Genomic DNA, 16,239 nt, shown 5'->3' with positions numbered 1-16,239 from the left:
GAATCACCTGATGAGGTTTCCGAACTACCGTTCAAAGTCGTGTGGGGTGTCGATCCCGCCACCGGTCCTCCTCCGTCAACGTGAACCCAGGGACTTGTTCAAGAACCGGCGTCACCCCGACTGGCTCCGGAATCAGGGATCACGCTAGGACATCGGACCGACAATTTTTGAGGGCTTCTTAGAACGTGGCCGAATCCACATCAAGCAGGCTCGACCAGTGCTTTCTGCAGGAGCACCTCCTCTGTCGCCGCTGACCAACGATAACCAGGGCGAATGACAACCACGGGCGTGCCAGCCTCAGGATCGCCGACCAGCGGATCATGCACAGCCGGATCGAAGCTCGCTTCGTCACCCACCGCGCCTATGGCTTTCACCCCTTGGCTGGCAATGAGGCCGCGGACCCTGTCGACAATGAGCCCGGGATCGGCTCTGCCGACCAGCAATTCTTCGACCTCCGCAGCGAGGTCGGCCAGGGAACGGACAACGTCGATCTTGATTTGACGTTCCTGCGCGCCCCGTACGCTGATCGCGTGGCTGTGTGCGCCCTGCAGATCTCGCTCCAATCGCGCGCAGCGCTCAGCCAGTTCAACGGCTTTGCGTTCGGCGGCTTCGGCCAGCTCGACGGCCGTCTCGGCTTCGCCCCGTGCTCGGCGGAGTTCACCCCGGAGCGCGTCCAACTGCTGCCGCCCGCTCAGCCTGCTCATCCAGGAGGTGGCGACCCGATCTTGATCGGCAACCCTTCGGAAAGCTTCTGCCATTTCAGCCGGCGCGAGATGCTCGGCTAACACGACGGGCAGGCCGTAGAAGAAAGCTAGCCTGGCGCGAGTGGTGACAAGGGACAACTCACGGGCTAGGAGCGGCCGGACAACATGTTCTATGACGTCAGGTAAGGCGATGACTCTGCCCAACGGACCGCGTCCGCATTCGCTGAGAGCCTGTACGGTCACCCCGTCCCACCACCTGACATCGGACACTGCGTCAGGGCGTACCTGCTCAACCGCCGCGATCAGATCGACGCGACCGCCCTTGCCATGAAAGGGCAGCGGACGCGCGATGCGCGCGAGAATGTCCACGTCGATAGTGTCACCTGGAAGATCAGGGAGCATCCTGGCCAGGACACGGGCGGCTGTGTCCAGGACTTCGAACTCACCTTTCTGCGGGCTCACGGACAGGTGGGCGACCAACTCGATATAGGACGCGAAAGACTCATTTAGCAGCGTCCGCGACGACGAAACTCGCCGCACAAGCCATACAATCGCCGCTCGCATGGCGGAGCCGGGAGCCGGCCTCCTGCTCACTTCTTCCACGGCGGCAGCGACGAGTGGTCCCACCATGGCCGCATCTAGGCTGGCCAAGTGCTCTGGAGCATCAACGGCCTCGACAGGTTTCGGAACCGCGAGGAACATGACCTTCAGGAGCGTGCGCTCATGCTCTTTCGCTGCGGCGAAGAGGTGCTCGATCTCTGCGTCATCCTGTGCTGCAAGTTTCGCGCCTACCCGCAGGGGTGTCACCAGGTACCGATGGACCGGCTGAGGCAGCTTGCTGCCGAGAACCTCCGCCAGAACCTCGCGGAGCCCTCGTTCGGCGCTCGCGTCGCAGTCCACGTCAACGGAGGGGATCCGCTTAAGTTGAGAGGCTTTTTCGGCGTGATCGGTGGACTGCTTCTCAGCAGGAGCAGGGATATCTAGCACATGCTTCGGGCCGTCTTGGACGACTGGGGTCGGGACACCACTCAGTGGCTCCACCAACTCGAGGCCCCGGGAATCATGCGCCTTGGTCGTAGCCGCTCCGTTCGCAGAGACGTCCGGCCGATTTGTGACCGGTCCGGCCCATCCATAGAGGCCGGAGTCAGCGCGTACGCCATCATGTTTAGCGAGTTTGCTGTACGTGGACTTCCATGCCTTGTCCACGGCGTCTTTCTCGAGCCCGAACTCGACGAGTTGCTCCTTGATGTGTGTGGCCCTAAGTGGCTTGGAAGTCTCCCGTAGGAGCTCAAGGATGACTGTCATCGGATCGCGTTTGAAGCGCTCGGCGAAGGCCAGGCGATCGACTAGGGACTGATAGCGCAGTGTTCCCGCAACGGCTAGAAGGGTATGCACCCCAAGTCGTACGTTCTCCTCCACGGTTCCATCGTCTTCCCATCGGACCGTGGCGAGAGTGCCGGACCGCGACAGCACGGTGCCTACTCGAAGTTTTCCATCAGCATGCTGCGGTCTGCGCACCGCAACTTCGGCTCGATCCACGGCTGCAACTGTAGAGGCAGGGAGGAGGACGTGGTGGACGCAAAACCGGCGAACAGCTCGACTCTCGCCGAACCTGCCCTCGCTACCACGACCACGGCTATCGGCTGCCTCTGATGGACACCGGCATCAGGGGTGAGAGTCCCCCGTCAATACCGCAGTCGACACCCTACATATATGTGGAGGTCTACGCACACGTCACTAGGATTCGCGTCATGTCCACAGAGAGCGATCAGCGGCGGGATCCTGCAGGGCCGACCGACATCCGTCCCCCGCTCCTGGACGCATTTAGCATTGTCTGGACGGTCGTTCCGCTTATCTCGCTCGGCTTTCTGACCTCGCTCGTCTTCGGTTTCGCCGCCTACCGGCTCAGGAGCCGGGCGATGGCGATCGCCGCCGGCTGCTACCTGGCCGTGCTTGTCGCCCTCGTGTCGACCGCCGGGATTCGCAGCTTCGGGCCGGACGACTGGCAGAACCAGGCTGCCATGTGGACGTGGATTCTCGGGCCCTGGTGGGGTGGCACCCTGCATGCGCTCTTCGCGAGAAAACGTGTATTCCCGCCGAAGGCCATGACCGTTCCCGGAACCTCGCGCCCGGCACCCGGGTACGGGGGGTGGTCATGGGACCCGTGGAGCAGCTCGGAACCTGCCCACCCTCCCGGCGAAGAACGGGAGACTGTGGCCGGGCCTACCGGGGTTGCTGTCCCCGTGAGCTACATCTGGGCGCTGGTGCCTCTATTCACGCTCGGGTTCGCCACATGCCTGGTGATCGGCTCTGCCGCGATGCGGCTTCGAAGCCGGAAACAGGGTCTGGCCGCGGCTGGTTACCTGGTCCTGCTCGCGGTCTTCGTCATCGCAAATGAACCGCTCGGCCAACTGCCGAGCATGGACTGGCGGGCACAGCTGTACTTTTGGAGTTGGTCGCTGGGGCCGTGGTGGGGTGGCACGTTCCATGCCCTCGTTCTGAGGCAGGCCATGTTCCGGCAACGCCTTCCTGTCGACTCGCATCAGTCGAACCCTCGAATGAGTGCCCCGCCCATAGCGACCCCACCGATGCGTGCCCTTGGACCATACAGATTGATCGACCGGATTGGTGGCGGCGGGCAGGGAATCGTCTATCTCGGTCTCGCACCCTCCGGCAGACGCGTCGCGATCAAGGTGCTACACACCCTGATGGGAACAGGGGTTGCCGAACGCGAGGGCTTTCTGCGGGAGGTCACCGCGGCGCAGCGGGTTCCGCCGTTCGCTACCGCGCCGATCATCGATGTCGGGATCACGGGTGACGTCGCGTACATCGTGAGCGAATACGTCGACGGACCGTCGCTAGAGACATACATCCACCGCGGGCGGCCCATGGACGGAGACAGCATCACACGCCTGGCCATCTCGACCGCTGCCGCCCTCAGAGGAATCCACAGCACTAACATCGTCCACCGGGATTTCAAGCCGGCCAACGTCCTGCTCGCACCCGACGGCCCTCGCGTGATCGACTTCGGTATCGCCAAAGCCCTGGACAACGTCACCATGACGACCGGAGGCTTTAAGGGGACCCCCGCGTACATGTCCCCTGAGCAGGTCTCCGGGCAGCCGGTCGGCCCGCCCTCCGACATATTCAGCTGGGCGTCCACGATCTACTTCGCGGCCACCGGTCGTCTGGCGTTCGACGGCCTCACCGTATACGCCGTTTCCCATCAGATCCTGAGCCACCATCCCGACGTATCCGTCCTACCCCGGCCACTTCGAGATGCGGTGGCGGCCTCCTTCAGCAAGGACCCGTGCAACCGCCCGACGCCCGCCCAGCTCATGCTCGCGATCACTCAATAGCTTGCTCATCCACCAGGCATCTGTCTCTCTCGCTTGAAGACGAGCACGCGCTCTTGCCCGGAGGGGCGGATCGGCCTGTGTGGCACCGTTGCGACCTCCGCTGGGTTCGGACGCGACGGACCGGCCGTCGACCTTGTAGCTCGTCCGATGTCGAGACCGACGCCTGCCCCCTGGTGGGCGTACAAAGACCACCTCGGGCGGACGCGTGCAACGCAACGCATCGCGGAAATAATTGTGCGCTGGATTCACAATCTGCTCTAATAGACACTCGGTACACGAGGTTGTCGCGCCGCAAGGCCTCCGCCGTCTCGGCTCGACGTACCCAGCCTTCTGCCGCGCCTGTTTATCCCCCATCTGGAGATTCCTGTGCATAGCACCCCTCAGAACTCTGCCTCGTACGGCCACGGGCAGCCCTACCCCCAGACGGTGATCGTGCAGAAGAAGGGCGGCGGTTGCCTGAAAGCGCTGCTCATCGGCGCCGCCGTACTCATGGGGCTGACCGTCCTCGGCACGGTGCTCAAGGGTGGCGGCGGCGACACCCAGGTGAGCCTGACCAGCACACCTGGACGGACCAGCGAGGCCGCCAAGCCCGAAAAGCCTCAGGCCCCCGGCCTGGGAGACGTGGTCAAGGACGGCAAGTTCGCCTTCAAAGTCACCAAGGTCGAGAAGGGACTGTCACAGGTCGGCGAGGGCTTCACGGTGTCTAAGGCCCAGGGCCAGTACGTGCTGATCCACCTGACCGTGAAGAACATCGGCGACGAGGCCCAGATGTTCACAGACTCGGCGCAGAAGCTCATCGACACCAAGGGCCGCCAGTTCGACGCCGACTCCGGTGCCGCCGCGCTCGGCCTGGACGGTTCCAATGCGTTCCTCAACAACATCAACCCCGGCAACAGCGTCAAGGGGATCCTGCTCTTCGACGTGCCGAGGAACCTGACCCTCAAGGCCGTCGAACTGCACGACTCGATCTTCTCCAACGGCGTCACCGTGTCCCTGGCTCGGTGAGCCATGGGTACTACTCCTGCGTCATGGGCTGCATGCTCGGCGGCGCCATCGGAGACGCCCTGGGCAAGCCGATCGAGTTCATGTCGCTGGAACAGATCCGCACGACCTACGGGCCGGACGGACTGCGCTACATGGTCTCGACCGAGGTCACCGACGACACGCAGATGACCCTGTTCACCGCCGAAGGGCCGATCCGGGCACGCCTCCACCGCACCGACCCCGTCGCCGCCCGGAACGCCTACCTGCGCTGGCTCGACACCCAGCAGTTCCCCGATCCGCCGGCCCCGGACGACAGCCTGCGCAACACGGCTGGCTCCGGCAGGAGAACTGGCTGTACGCGCGACGGGCGCCGGGCACGGCCTGCCTGTCAGGGCTCTACGCGAGCAGACGGCACCGGGACGTATCCGCCCCCGGTTCCATCGGTGAGATCAACCCACTCTCCAAGAGCTGCGGCAGCGTCATGCGCTCCGCGCCGTTCAGACTCGCGGTATTCGATCCGTTCGAGACGGCGGCCCGCTGCTCCTACCTCACCCAAGGGCATCCGACAGCCTCGCTGTCCGCCGGCGCGTTTGCCTCGATCATCCACGACCTGGTCCATGGCGACTCCCTCGAGCACGCCGTACAGCAGGCACTCACCGTCTCCCCGGCTACCCCGCGCACGAGGAGACCCTTGGCGTACTGCGCGCCGCCGTCGAACTGGCCTCCGGGCCCCGGCCAACCCCCGAAGCGGTCGAATCACTCGCCGGATGGGTCGCGGACGAGGCACTCGCGATCGCCGTCTACTGCGCGCTCGCCGAACCCGACCCCACCCAGCAAGGCACTCCTCCTGGCCGTCAATCAGTCCGGCGACTCCGACTCAGCCAGGGCCATCTGCGGCAACAACCTCAGCGCCCAGCACGGATTCAGACTGCTGCCCGCCGACTGGGTCGACGCCGTGGAAGGCCGCCAGACCATCGTCAAGATCACCTACGACCTCTTGGCAGAACCCACCTCACACAGCTACCGGACCGACCACTACCCCCTCCTGAGGAGAACGCTCCTGTTCCGCCCTGCTCGTCGTACTGGCCCTGACCGCCGCCGCGCATGGACACGACATTCCGCGGCGAGGGCGACGACGTCGTGCGCCTGCACACCACCCGGCGATCAGGTGCTCAAGCTCTTCCCCACCCGCGGATTGCGCACCATGCGCGCCGCGCACAAGGACGAATCCAACTTCATCGTCCCCACCTACAGCCGCGTCGGCAGCCCTTGACTGCCTCATCAACAAGATTGGCCGCTATCGCGGCAAGATTCTGCTCCCCGCGGGCACCCGCCTGGTCACCCTCCGCGCCGACGGTGCTTGGACGCGACCGGACAGCGCAGTCCGCGGAAGATCACATGCCGGTTGCAATTTTAGATCTGTCCATTCCTACCCTTACCGGCTGTTACTAGCATCACCACAGCCGTGAATGCTCCACAAAGGAAAGCGATGCTCCCCCGCATTGCCGTTTGCCCGTCTCATGCCCGTGATCGGGGTCGCTGATGGCAGCCGGTCGCGAGCGCAGGCTGATCACCGTCGTTCAGGAAGCGTTGTCCGCCGGTCCGGTGCCCCGGGATGCCCTGCTCACGGCAGTACACGACGCCGGTCTGCGGCGTGTCGACGCTGGCGTGCTGTGGGAGACCTGTATCACCCACGGAATCGCTGACCTTCGCGACGAACTGTGGATCCCCAGAGGATGGGCACCACCCTTCTCAAGTGGCGTAGCCGAAAGGGTGCCATCTCCCGCACAGCCGACGCCCACAAGGACTGTTACGGAACGCTCGATGGAGGAACGGGCGGCTGCCCAAGTCAGGCGACTGGCGGCGGCAGTGGGCCTTCCCGCGGTGGAGCCGACGCCGCCCTTGGGACCCGTACCCGCGCGCTGGGCTGAAGTGGCGGCTGGGGCGTCCCGTGCTTTCCATGACGAGCTACACGCGGTCACGAAGAGCCGGACCCAGACCGACGTGCCGCTGTCTGACGGAACCGAAGCCGGCAGGGCGCGCAGCCGACGGAAGCTGATGCGGTTCGAGGCACAGGGCGATCTGGGCATCCAGGAAGGCACACCGGCCACCCTCATCATGGAGGATGTGCAGGTAGCCGTCGAAGTCATCTCCGTCTTCGGCAACGTCGTTACCCTCTCGATGCCTCCGGATGCCCCTGCGGTGCGGGAGGCGGCCCTGCGGCTCGACCTGTCCTGGCTACTCACCGCACAAAGCCGACGGCTGCACGAGCTCACTCATGGTGGACCCGGGTTCAACGCCAAGGCAGCCCTCGCCGTGGTCACACCTCCGAGGGCCAACGTGTCTCCGTCGCGGGGGAGGCTGGCCTACGCCGATTTGAAAGTTCTCAACGAGGGTCAGCGCAACGCAGTCGAGCTCGCCCTTGCACCGGGAGTCACCTGGTTGTGGGGGCCGCCGGGGACGGGAAAGACGACAACGGTCTCCGCGCTTGTGGCGAAGCTGTTCGAGCGCGGGAAGCGCGTTTTGCTCGCCGCCCCGACGAACGCGGCGCTGGACGTGGCGGTTCAGGCGGTATTGAAGCGTCTGCCGAATGTTGCGGGAGGCCGGGTGGTCCGGCTCGGTCAGCCAGCGGATCCGTCGCTGGTCGACCGCGCGGCCGGCAGGGTTCTCGTGGACGAGATCGCGGCCGAGCGCGGCGCTCCCCTCGCTCAGCACCGCGTGAAGGTGGGTGAGCGACTCCGCGATTGCCGCAAGGGGCTTGTCGCCCTGCGGCGTCGTAAGGACCGGCTCACGCCTAACCAAGAAGCGAGGCGACTCAAGCTGGAGATTGAGATCGCCGAACTTGAGGCTGTGAAGCAGGAGCTGGACGACAAGCTGCTCGCAGTACGTCGTCAGGTCTGCCGGGAGGCCACGGTCGTGGCGGCAACGGCCCATCAGGTCGTCCTCGAAACGCTCAAGCACATCACCTTCGATGTAGTCGTTCTCGACGAGGCGAGCATGACCAGCGCCGCTCTGGCCATGCTCGTGGCCGGGATGGGGAGCGGGCACACCGTCATCGCGGGGGACTTCCGCCAGTTGCCGCCGATCGCCGTCGCCGACACCCCACTGGCCCACGAGTGGTTGCGGCGCAGCGTCTTCGAGAAGGCGGGCATCGACACTGCCGTGTCAGCGCGACGTCCGCCTGCCCGTCTGGCCGCCCTGACCGAGCAATACCGCATGCGTCAGCGCATCGGAGACATCGTCAGTGCCGCCTTCTATCCCGAAAGCCCACTCGTCACGGCCTCGAGTGTGGGGATCAGAGCGGCAAGGAGCCGGGCTCCATGGGCGACCGGCCAGCTCGTGGTGGTGGACACATCGGACATGCAGGCGCGGACAGCGCGCAAACAAGGCATCTTCTCGCGTTACAACCTGATGCACGCTCAGCTGGTCGCCGCGCTGGTCGGCAGTGCGACGAACAAGGCCCACGACGTCGCCTTAATCAGCCCGTTCGCCCCCCAGGCCCGCCTGCTGGAGGCTCTCCTTCCCGAATCGCGCTCAGAGGAATGGGCCGCCTCCACCGTTCACCGCTTCCAGGGGGGCGAACGCGACATCGTCGTCTATGACTCGGTCGACACCGGCCACGGCATCACGCGACTGCACCCGTGGTTCACCGAGGGCGGCAGTGGAAGTGAAGGTGCAAGGCTACTCAACGTCGCGGCGAGCCGCGCCCGTGACAATCTGATCGTCATCGGTGCCTTCGACGCGCTCAACCGCCATCGCTCCTCGGGAGATGCGGTGTCGACATTCATCGCGCACCTGCTCGATCGCGCAGAACGTCTGTCGTGGGAGGAAGCCGTCGCCCTTTCTTTCGGCGGCACCCAGCACGTGGAAGGCAGCGTCGTTGAGCGATTGAACGACGACATCACCAGAGCGGGAACGGTCGAGATGTGGCTGCCCGCAGCACCGCTGAGGGCTCTGCCCGCTCTTGTGCCAGCATTGCGACTCCTTCCAGACAACGACGCCGACAAGGAGGCGGTGACCATCTGGGTCGAACCGGAGCCGGACGGCCACTTATCCGTGGCAGGCCTCCAGGCCCTGAGGGAGGGAATCAACATCCGCCCGTGCCAGCCCATCCGGGAATCCCTCGCCGTGATCGGCGATGTCGTCTGGTCCTCGTCCGCATCGCTTCTCGGGCCGAAGCCGGGAGTAGTGCTCCGTACCGAAGACCGCGCGTTCGCCGACGCGGTACGCCGCGCACAACGACGCCGTCCCGGGGCGGCGCCGGGAAGCGGGCAACCGGGCGACGACTGCGGACGTTGCCAGCGAACGCTGATCCGCTACGAGCATGAACGCTGGGGACAGACGGATCTCCGGTACGAATGCGCTGCCTGCGATCGTCTGATCAGGACAGGCAAGGGCAAGTCCTCGGCGTAGGAACTGATGATCTCTGGGAATTTGTCGTCACAGGAGCGAACGCATCCGCAGGGATACGTCACGACCGAAGTCGACGAGCGCCGTAGCGGCATCATCGAGTTCTGGCGCGCCGGTGAACTGTTCACCCCCATAGCAGTCCGGAGATCGATCCGGCCGATCCGCGTGGCCGTGCAGCAAGGCAGCCGCAGGATGACCAGGAATGGTAGGCATTTCACGGCTACTTGTCGGTGCTCCGGTTTATCGTCAGTGCGAGGGTTCAGGAGGGGCAATGGATGATCTCCTCGCAATGTCCAGACGGCAGCTGGATGGATGGGCGTCCGAGTTTGCCCGGAAGCGGGTGCTGCCTGACGAGACACTGCGACTCCGGCCGTCGCTACACCTGGATGAGGCCAATGGTCTGGCGTTGGCAAGAGGCGCTGGACTTGTGGAGGTGCAGGCCGACGGGGCGTTCCGGCTCGCCGGGGCAGCGCCGAACAAGGGGCCTTACAACCTCTTCTCACGCGGGCCGGCCCCGTTACTGAATCGTGAGTACCTGGTCCAGATCGCAGCGTTCGCCGAGATCGTTATCGAGCACCGATGGCCGGCACGACAGGTTGCGTTCGAGTACGACGCGCTCGATCTGGCGGTCCTTGACGACCGCGGACGCCCACTCGTCGTGGCCGAGACCAAGCGCGATACCAAGTCACTAGAGGTGATGCTCGCCGCAATCGGCAGCGCTTCCCTCGACCAGGTCACCAATCCGGCAACCACAATACATAGGAAAATCGCGGCCCTCGCGAGATACGGCCCTGTAGTGTTCTGGGCGGTAGCACCAGGCGTACGACGCACCTTCGACGTCGAGATCGACCCTACGGGCATGCCGCGACTGCGCACTCGCGACGCCCTGCCGAGAGGGCCATTAGCGGAGCTAGACTGCCGGATCTGCGGTTCCGAAGAAGACGTTCGTGGCCACTCGCTGCCTGGTGGACGCATCGGCCTGGTGTGCACCTCCTGCGATCACCACTGGTCGCGGACGCCCCGCACTGCCTGCCGACGGTGCGGATCCGCGGACGTCGAGGTGGGCGCCTACCAGGGATGGGCCTACGACGAACCTGAGGCCGCCGCTGACGACACGATGGCGTCATGGCACTACGTCGACTGGGACGTGTACCGCTGCCAAAAATGCCACCACGTTTGGCAGGTGGGCCGCCGTGCCGACTGAAGGCGGTCGGGCTGACTGGGCCAACCTCACCGCATTCCTATCCGCCCGTCCCGAAGACCAGGTGACCCTGTCGTGGAGCGAGCTGATCCGGATCGTCGGAACGATCCCCGCCTCCGCGACCCGCCACCACCCGCAGTGGTGGCACGGCGACTGTTCCCACGTCCGCGCATGGCGCGCCGCCGGCTACACCCTCGAATGGGTGAAACCAGGACGAACAGTCAGCTTCCGCCGCAGCAGCCCGACCACGCCTTACGAACCCATCCCGACACGACAGCCAGCGGCACCGACCGCGACAGCCACGTCTCCCGGCAGCGACGTACGAGCGCTGCAACAGATCGACCCCCGCAGCACGCTGCTGGTGATCCCCTGCTCGAAACGCAAGCGTGACGGCGGCCAGCCTTGGACCGAAGGTGCACCGCGGTGGCCCGCTGCACTCCTGTCAGCCCGCGCACGCAACCAGGAGGCGGCGCGGCTGGACGAACGCCATGCACTGCCTGCCTGGCGTCGCTACATCGGAGAGTTCTACACGGCCGCCCAGGACCCTCTCACATGTGCCGTGATCGAAAAGGCGCCGCTGCTCATCCTGAGCGGCGGATATGGCCTGGTACGCGGCGACGAACCCATAGGCACATACAACAAGATCATGAATCTGGCCGATTGGCCGCGTGGCCTACTGGAAGACCTCCTGATCGCGGAGGCCCGCAACGCCGGTGTGCCCTACGTCGTGGCCTTCGCCGCGGCAAGTACTGACTACGCCCGACTGATCCGACGCGTGCCCTGGCGGCGTGCCAGCCTGAGCGCGCTGCTAGTCACCGTCACAGGCGTGGCCGGCGGAGGGGCCATGCGGGAAACGCCTCGTCGACTCGGCCACGCGTTCGCCTGCTATTGGACGAAACAGGCCGCCGAGCAGTACCCCGTCGGTATCACCGTGGAGCATGTGACATGACCGACGTCACAGCACGACGACAAGACACCGACCGGTTCTATGCCTTGCTCGACGAGCTGGCCGAACGCGTCGGTGGGCCACGCCGCCTCTATCAGTGTTCCGCGGCCAGCGGATGGCCACCGCACGGCGTCTATTTCTTCTTCCAGGACGGCGAAACTCGCGCCGACGGGGCCCGGCCCCGCGTCGTGAGAGTTGGCACTCATGCGCTGACCCCCACTTCACGCACAACTCTGTGGACCCGGCTCGCTCAACATCGTGGCCAGATCAGCGGAACCAACCCCGGCGGCGGCAACCAGCGCGGCTCGATATTCCGTCGCCACGTCGGCTACGCGCTCCTCGCTAGCGGCGACTGGCCCTCGGAGATAGCGCAATCCTGGCCGAAGACCCACGTCACCGCCCGGCAGCGACAAGCCGAAAGTCCACTCGAGCTCGCGGTGACGGCACTCATTGCCGCCATGCCGCTGCTCTGGCTGGACGTACCGGACCGCGACATACGCCGCAAGATCGAAGCGAACTCGATCGCGCTTCTTTCCCGACGTATCGGAGGTATCGACCCTCCCTCCCCCACATGGCTGGGCCTACACGCCGCCAACGATAAAGTACGCAGCTCCGGCCTCTGGAACAGCAACCACGTGGACGACGAATACGACCCGGCTTTCCTCGACGACATGGACGTCTGCGTCACCTCGCATCGGCAATCATCACTGCCGTGAGCCAACGACCATGTAGCAATCTGGGGCGAGCGTGTACTGATAGGCGGGCATGTGAGCCGTAGGTGGGCGGACGAGCCCGACGAACCGAGGCTGCAAAAATCGGTGGAACGCGCCGAAAGCGGACCCCGGCCACGCATCCGAGCGGACGGTTCGTCCCTGGCCCGGCTTCACTTCCTACGCTGGTGGCCACACACTGCGGAACACCAGGCTTCGCAGCCCCTGCACCTACTGCGCTGCTATCGGCAGATCAATCCCGAGAAGTTTCAGCAGCTCAGCGGTTGGTACGAGGTAGGCGACGCCGACGCGGATGATGCGGCAGGGGAACTCTCCCTTCTTGGCCAGCTCGTACGCCTTGGTTCGCCCCAGGCTGAGAGCCCGGGCGGCGGTGAGCAGGTCGACCGTGGCTGGCAGTTGCTGCAGCTCGGCCAGGGTGAGGCCCTTCATTTCTTCTCCATCAAGCTTGCCGGCCGGGTGAACCCGACCACATCAGAACGAGCCGAATAGGACGCGTAGCACACGACGTCTCCGGTGTGCGGCGCGTGAATCATCTGGCCGGGAGCGACGACGATCCCGACATGCCCGGGCCCGCCGGCTCCCGGGTGCATGAAGACCAGGTCGCCTGGCTGCTCCTGGCCGCGAGTGACAGCGGGCCCCTGGCGCCACTGGTCGGCGGCGACGCGCGGCAGCAGGATCCCCGCGTACTGATAGGCGCGCATGGTCAGCCCCGAGCAGTCGAACGCGCCGGGCCCCTCAGCTCCCCACGCGTACGGCTTGCCAAGCTGCATCCGCGCGTAGGCGAGGACACGGCCGGCCACGGCAGTCGGCGCCAAAGGAAGCGCGCACAGCTCCTCCCCCACGCCAGCCGAGCCCGAAGAGTAACCGCGGGCGAAGTCGAGGACCCGGCGGACGTACCAGTCGGCGTGGTTGTAGCGCCAAATGGCCCGGTACATGTCCGCCGGCGCTCCGCTCGCCTTCAGGTACTTCGCCGTCGACGGGATCGCGTCGGCCGGGTCGTAGACGTCGGTCCGCCCGTCGCCGTTCCCGTCTACGCCGTACGCCGCCCAGGTCATACCAAGGGACTGCATGGGCCCCATAGCGCCAGCGCGGTTCGCACCATCCCGGATCCCGACGCCGGTACCGCGCCCGTGGTCGCTTTCGGCCTTGCCGATCCCCGCGAGCACCTGCCAGGGGACGCCATACTTCTGCCCGGCCTGCTGATACGGCCGTAGGTAGTTCGGCGGGATGTCACCGTCCTGCCCCTGACCGCAACCGGCGGAGCCGCTCAAGGCGGTGAACGCGGAGGGCAATCTATGCTGGTCAGCGCAGTTGCCGACATGCTTCAGGCGGGGCCGGTGCTGAATCCGGCGCCGGTCGCACTGCCGGGCCTGGGAGGGCCGATCACGACCATCCTCGGCTGGGGCAAGTGGGGCGTCATCGTCGCGGGCGTTGCCGGCCTGCTGATCTGCGGCGCGCAGATGGCGATCGGCCGCAAGAACCGCTCCTCCTTCGCCGCCGACGGCGCGTCCGGCATCCCCTGGGTGCTCGGCGGGCGTCGAGGTGGAGACGATGACACAATCCCGGGCTTGCGCGAACGCCTCCTCCGAGCGTCTTCGCTCGTCGGTGGACAGGGATGCGTGCGAAAGGAACACGGTGGCGAGAAACGCCTGGTCTTCCGCGATTCCAAGCAGCTTGTCGAGGAGCTGGGGCACGCCCTCCGTGGTCCGGGCATCGACTCCTTGAGCCGATCAATGCAGCGCTCAGCGGTGTTGCGTTCGTACAGGTCCCAGTTGCGGCTGACCGCGCAGCCAGCGCGATTCAGGCATGCAAGTCAACCAAAGGGACTCCACGAAAGCCGGTAAGTACTAGAGCCTCCACCGAAGCCGGGACCGCTTTACTCAGCGGATCCGTTCTTGATTCGATCTGTCAACCCGCGTGCTGGTTTGAGCGTCCTGAGTCACGCTAAGCATTCCCAGCACCCCCAGAATCTCCAGGCGGCAGTAGATGAGCGAGCGTCAAACCGACCCGTTATCCGATGCGGAGCACTCCACCGAGTCGGCTACGGCCGATCCCACGCCACTTGAGCGCCTCGGCAGCAAGGCCAAGGAGGTCATCGACAAGATCCTCAACGTCGGCGTCGACGGTGGGGGCCCGTGGAAGGGATCCATCCAGGTCGCGGAGGAACACCTCACGAAGCACGGCGACGTCGAGAAGGCCATCCAGCGCCTTATCGCGACGCACGTTCGCATCACCTCTAGCACCGGATTTCTGACCGGTCTCGGCGGGCTGATCACTCTGCCCGTCACGATGCCCGCCGACCTCACAGCGCTGTGGCTCACCCAGGCGCGCCTATCCGGCGCGATCGCGCACCTGCGCGGGTATGACCTCCGCTCCGAAGAGGTGCGCTCCGTCGTCCTCATCTCGCTGATCGGGTCCTCAGCAGCCGAGGCTCTGTCGCAGGCGGGCGTCCAGATCGGCACGAAGTCCGCCATCAGCGCCATCAAGCAGGTTCCCGGCCGCGTTCTCATCCAGATCAACAAGACGGTCGGCTTCCGACTGATCACCAAGGCAGGCACCAAGGGCATCGTGAACTTGACCAAACTGGCACCCGTCGTGGGCGGGGTGATCGGCGGTGGCATCAACTTCACCAGCACCCGCGCGGTCGGTGCGTGGGCGAAGAAGAACTTCCCGGCCACGGACGACGGCAGCCACAGGCGCACTCACTGATCCTAACAGACTACAAAAACGCGCATGAGCCAGGGATCGGGCACGCGACTAACATCACACTCAACGCAACTTGACCGACGCCTTCTATGAGCACGGCGTTCTCTTTCCTACTCCGCCGATGACTTGTCGTTGGTGGAGCAGGAAAGAGAAGTCCTTTGTCCTGCGTGCCCTGGGTAATCCGCCACCCGCAATGTCGACGTGCTTACATCGCGATTGCGCTCCAGCGAGTTGTGGATCAGGGATGACAGGGGTCCAGCTGGCCATCTCCGACGCCTGTCGGTTCCGGTTGAAGACTGGTTCTGGCACTAAGACCTCCTAACGCAATGAGCTGAGGCGACGCCAGCAGATGAGGGCGCAGCCGATGCTAAGGAAGGCGCGGTGGATGTCCTCGCGTACTTCCCAGCGGATGCGCAGTCTGCGGAAGCTGTGCAGCAGTGCGGGCTTGCTCGACGAGCCAGCGCTGTTTGCCCAGGCCGGAGCCGTGCTCGGTGCTGCGTCGGGCGATCTGCGGGCGCACGCCCAGTGCCCGGACGAGCCTGCGGTACTTGTCGTGGTCGTAGCCGCGGTCACCGAGGACGACGTCAGGGCGTCGGCGGGGCCGACCGCGCTTGCCGCGTACGGGCGGGATGGCCTCCAGCAGCGGCACGAGCTGGGTGACGTCGTTGCGGTTGCCGCCGGTCAGGGTGAACGCCAAGGGAATGCCGGTGGCGTCGGTGATCAGGTGGTGCTTGCTGCCCAGACGGCCTCGATCGACCGGGCTCGGGCCGGTCTGCGCCCCCCTTTTAGCGCTCTGAGTGGGAGGAGTCCACGACAGCGTGGGAGAAGTCGAGTGCGTCAGCAGCACGGAGGCGATCGAGCAGGACCTCGTGCAGGCGCTGCCACACCCCCGCACGTTGCCACTCGGCCAGACGCCGCCAGCAGGTCATGCCCGAGCCGTAGCCCAGTTCCTGCGGCAGGTGCTCCCAGGCGATCCCGGTGTGCAGGCCGAACAAGATGCCCTGCAGCACCTGGCGATCATCCAGCCGCTTACGGCCCGGATAGCGGGTCCGGCGCTGATGCTTCGGCAGCAACGGCTCGATGACCGCCCATAACTCGTCGCCGACCTCCCACGGCTTCAGCCGCGCCACCTGCCACTCCTCTCGCCCGGCTACAGCGAGAGATCAAACCACAACGGAGATCATTCTGTTAGGAGGTC

Annotated in this window: 11 protein-coding genes and 2 pseudogenes; 9 read left to right on the top strand and 4 right to left on the bottom strand. The window is 65.4% G+C overall.

Annotation, left to right across the window (positions count from 1 at the left end; all coding sequences use genetic code 11):
* Positions 1 to 200 precede the first annotated feature (200 nt).
* Positions 201 to 2,243, bottom strand: a complete 2,043-nt coding sequence (locus tag HHX40_RS21630; RefSeq protein ID WP_182882072.1) for a hypothetical protein — start codon at positions 2,241 to 2,243, stop codon at positions 201 to 203.
* A 212-nt stretch (positions 2,244 to 2,455) separates the two neighbouring features.
* Between HHX40_RS21630 and HHX40_RS21625 the strand changes: the two genes are divergently transcribed.
* From HHX40_RS21625 to HHX40_RS21595, 8 genes and pseudogenes are all read left to right on the top strand, one after another.
* Positions 2,456 to 4,063 carry a serine/threonine-protein kinase gene (locus tag HHX40_RS21625; RefSeq protein WP_182882071.1) on the top strand — a complete coding sequence of 536 codons (1,608 nt, stop codon included), beginning with the start codon at positions 2,456 to 2,458 and terminating at the stop codon, positions 4,061 to 4,063.
* Positions 4,064 to 4,429: 366 nt separating this feature from the next.
* A complete protein-coding gene (locus HHX40_RS21620; protein WP_182882070.1) occupies positions 4,430 to 5,068 on the top strand; it encodes a DUF4352 domain-containing protein in 639 nt (212 codons plus the stop codon).
* Positions 5,069 to 5,091: 23 nt separating this feature from the next.
* Positions 5,092 to 5,400: pseudogene (locus HHX40_RS38270) on the top strand (ADP-ribosylglycohydrolase family protein); the annotation flags it as partial.
* Between the two features lie 128 nt (positions 5,401 to 5,528).
* Positions 5,529 to 6,320 (top strand): ADP-ribosylglycohydrolase family protein, encoded by a 792-nt coding sequence (locus HHX40_RS38265; protein ID WP_396788148.1) that lies wholly within the window; start codon positions 5,529 to 5,531, stop codon positions 6,318 to 6,320.
* A 785-nt stretch (positions 6,321 to 7,105) separates the two neighbouring features.
* Entirely contained in the window at positions 7,106 to 9,460 is a 2,355-nt protein-coding gene (locus HHX40_RS21610; protein WP_182882069.1) for a DEAD/DEAH box helicase, read from the top strand.
* Positions 9,461 to 9,728: 268 nt separating this feature from the next.
* Complete coding sequence (locus HHX40_RS21605; protein ID WP_182882068.1) at positions 9,729 to 10,661, top strand: hypothetical protein; 933 nt, start codon at positions 9,729 to 9,731, stop codon at positions 10,659 to 10,661.
* Positions 10,651 to 11,607 (top strand): hypothetical protein, encoded by a 957-nt coding sequence (locus HHX40_RS21600; protein ID WP_182882067.1) that lies wholly within the window; start codon positions 10,651 to 10,653, stop codon positions 11,605 to 11,607. The genes HHX40_RS21605 and HHX40_RS21600 overlap by 11 nt, the downstream gene beginning before the upstream one ends.
* A complete protein-coding gene (locus HHX40_RS21595) occupies positions 11,604 to 12,320 on the top strand; it encodes a hypothetical protein (protein WP_182882066.1) in 717 nt (238 codons plus the stop codon). The genes HHX40_RS21600 and HHX40_RS21595 overlap by 4 nt, the downstream gene beginning before the upstream one ends.
* 225 nt (positions 12,321 to 12,545) lie before the next feature.
* On the opposite strand, the gene HHX40_RS21590 is transcribed toward HHX40_RS21595, so the two are convergent.
* Positions 12,546 to 12,764: a DNA-binding protein gene (locus HHX40_RS21590; protein ID WP_182882065.1), complete on the bottom strand. Its 219-nt coding sequence runs from the start codon at positions 12,762 to 12,764 to the stop codon at positions 12,546 to 12,548.
* Positions 12,761 to 13,606 carry an NlpC/P60 family protein gene (locus HHX40_RS21585; RefSeq protein ID WP_259403836.1) on the bottom strand — a complete coding sequence of 282 codons (846 nt, stop codon included), beginning with the start codon at positions 13,604 to 13,606 and terminating at the stop codon, positions 12,761 to 12,763. Before HHX40_RS21585 ends, HHX40_RS21590 begins: the two co-directional genes overlap by 4 nt.
* 715 nt (positions 13,607 to 14,321) lie before the next feature.
* On the opposite strand from HHX40_RS21585, the gene HHX40_RS21580 reads away from it, so the two are divergent.
* Positions 14,322 to 15,044, top strand: coding sequence for an EcsC family protein (locus HHX40_RS21580; protein WP_182882063.1), 723 nt, complete (start codon positions 14,322 to 14,324; stop codon positions 15,042 to 15,044).
* Between the two features lie 315 nt (positions 15,045 to 15,359).
* Here HHX40_RS21580 and HHX40_RS21575 read toward each other — a convergent pair.
* Positions 15,360 to 16,171: pseudogene (locus tag HHX40_RS21575) on the bottom strand (IS5 family transposase).
* Between the last annotated feature and the right edge of the window lie 68 nt (positions 16,172 to 16,239).

This window comes from Microbispora sp. H10949 (assembly GCF_014161435.1).
In the GTDB taxonomy this organism is placed as follows: Bacteria; Actinomycetota; Actinomycetes; order Streptosporangiales; family Streptosporangiaceae; genus Microbispora; species Microbispora triticiradicis.
The sequence above is the reverse complement of the archived record's forward strand: the minus strand, read 5'-3'. Positions and strand labels throughout refer to the sequence as shown.

Bases quoted from the DNA above. Each gene is read 5' to 3' on its own strand.
- HHX40_RS21625 (WP_182882071.1), top strand. From the start codon at position 2,456: ATGTCCACAGAGAGCGATCAGCGGCGGGATCCTGCAGGGCCGACCGAC.
- HHX40_RS38265 (WP_396788148.1), top strand. From the start codon at position 5,529: ATGCGCTCCGCGCCGTTCAGACTCGCGGTATTCGATCCGTTCGAGACG.
- HHX40_RS21610 (WP_182882069.1), top strand. From the start codon at position 7,106: ATGCGGTTCGAGGCACAGGGCGATCTGGGCATCCAGGAAGGCACACCG.
- HHX40_RS21605 (WP_182882068.1), top strand. From the start codon at position 9,729: ATGGATGATCTCCTCGCAATGTCCAGACGGCAGCTGGATGGATGGGCG.
- HHX40_RS21595 (WP_182882066.1), top strand. From the start codon at position 11,604: ATGACCGACGTCACAGCACGACGACAAGACACCGACCGGTTCTATGCC.
- HHX40_RS21590 (WP_182882065.1), bottom strand. From the start codon at position 12,764: ATGAAGGGCCTCACCCTGGCCGAGCTGCAGCAACTGCCAGCCACGGTC.
- HHX40_RS21580 (WP_182882063.1), top strand. From the start codon at position 14,322: ATGAGCGAGCGTCAAACCGACCCGTTATCCGATGCGGAGCACTCCACC.